The 2,126-nt window shown below is 68.7% G+C and carries 2 protein-coding genes; both read left to right on the top strand.

The features are described 5' to 3' along the window. Positions 1 to 1,110, top strand: a 1,110-nt coding sequence (locus ABD172_RS07300; RefSeq protein WP_344308314.1) for a lytic transglycosylase, incomplete at its 5' end; no start/stop codon positions are given. Then, on the top strand, positions 1,107 to 2,126 hold a 1,020-nt coding region (locus ABD172_RS07295; protein ID WP_344308312.1), incomplete at its 3' end, for a protein kinase domain-containing protein. The genes ABD172_RS07300 and ABD172_RS07295, both read left to right, overlap by 4 nt.

Raw genomic sequence — 2,126 nt, 5'->3', positions numbered from 1 at the left:
GTCCTCGCCGGCGGCACCTTCGGTGCGCCCGCCGCACACGCGGCCGGCCCGGACAAGGACGCACGTGAGGGTTCCCACATCCGTGGTGAGGTGCCCGCGCCGACCACTGATGCCCCGTCGACGGACACGGCGACCGCCGCGGCCGGCGTTCCCGCCTCCGCCGGAGCCACCACGGCCGTTCGCACCCTCAACGGACCCGGTTTCATCAGCGGCACCGTCACCGAGGCGGTCCCCGTCTCCCACGGCGGCCGCACCTATCAGGTCCGCGAGGGCGACACCCTCATCGGGATCGCGAAGAAGCACGGCGTCTCCGTACCCGCGCTCCTCGACCTCAACTCCCTGTCCTCGAACGCCTTCATCCACCCCGGCCAGGTCCTGTCCCTGCCGGAGAAGAGCGGGACCCCGGCCCCGGCCGGTCACGTCGTGAAGTCCGGAGAGACCCTCGGCGGGATCGCGAACCGCTACGACACGAGCGTCGAGGCCCTCCAGAAGGCCAACGCGATGGGCGTTTCGACGATCATCCGCATCGGTGAGCTCCTCTCCCTCAGCGGCAGCGGGGCCACGAGCACCCGCCCCGCGGAGGAGACCCCGGACGACTCCGAGCTCCCGAAGCTCCCGAAGTCCTTCGAGGGACGGGAGTACCCCGACGACGTGCACACCGCCGCGCGGGTGAACAAGGACACCCTCCAGTCGATGGACCTGCCGTCGAAGTCCGAGATCAAGGACATGGTGCGCGACACCGCGTCCCGGATGGGCGTCGATCCGGCTCTCGCTCTCGCCCTCGCGGAACAGGAGTCCGGCTTCCAGCAGGGCGTCGTCTCCCCCGCGAACGCGATCGGCGTCATGCAGGTCATCCCGACCTCCGGGGAATGGGCCGAGATGCTCACCGGGGAGACCATCGATCTCCTCGACACCCAGGACAACATCACCGCGGGCATCGCGATCATCCGCTGGCAGTTGCAGAACGCCGAAGGTGAACAGCAGGCCCTCGCGGGTTACTACCAGGGTCTCGGATCCGTCCGCGACAACGGCATGTACTCGGACACCAAGCGCTATGTGACGAATGTCCAGGTGCTCAAGGAGCGGTACCGGAGCGAAAGCGACCGATGACGACCACTTTGCGTGACCCCCTCCTCGGTCTCGTCCTCGACGGACGCTACCGGGTCGATGCCGTCGTCGCCCGCGGCGGAATGGCGATGGTGTATCGGGGCGTCGATCTGCGCCTCGACCGCGAGATCGCGGTGAAGGTCATGCACGCGCACCTCACGCAGGACCCCGCGATGGTCGAACGCTTCCACCGGGAGGCGCTCAATGCCGCGAAGCTCTCGCACCCCAACCTCGTGTCGGTGAACGATCAGGGACAGGACGGGGACGTCGTCTACCTCGTCATGGAGTACCTGCCCTCGGTGACGCTCCGCAAGGAACTCAAGCACCGCGGACGGCTCACCCCGCGCCAGGCGATCGTCGTCATGGACGCGGTCCTCGCGGGCCTCGAGGTCGTGCACGAGGCCGGCATCATCCACCGCGATCTCAAACCCGACAACGTCCTCCTCGGAGCGGACGGGCGGATCAAACTCGCGGACTTCGGGCTCGCCCGCGGGATGAGCAACTCGACGACGACGAAGACGCTCATCGGCACCGTCGGGTATGTTGCACCGGAACTCGTCACCCGCACGGGGGCCGATGCGCGGACGGACCTCTACACGCTCGGCATCATGTTCTACGAGATGCTCACGGGCTCGCAGCCGTACACCGACGAGGTGCCGATCCAGGTCGCCTACCGGCATGTCCACGACACCGTTCCGGCCCCGTCCGAACGCCTGCCCGGTCTCAGCCCGCTGCTCGATGCACTCGTCCTGTGGACGACGAGCCGCGCACCCGAGGACCGCCCGCAGAGCGCTCGGTCCCTCCGCGAGGCGCTCCTCGAGGCCCGGAACAATCTCACCGACGACGAACTCGACTTCTCCCCCGACGGCGTCGCCGTCCCCGCGGCCCACGGCGCCCCGGTCCTGTCCGCGACGATCGCCCTCGACACCGAGCCCTCGGGCCCGGTGAAGGAACGGAAGTCGCGCACCGACGAGATCCCGTACCTCGAGGACGACGAGGACGATCCGGAGGACACGACG

Source organism: Brevibacterium samyangense (assembly GCF_039529845.1).
GTDB classification, from domain to species: Bacteria; Actinomycetota; Actinomycetes; order Actinomycetales; family Brevibacteriaceae; genus Brevibacterium; species Brevibacterium samyangense.
This window is presented reverse-complemented; position numbering and strand designations above follow the sequence as displayed.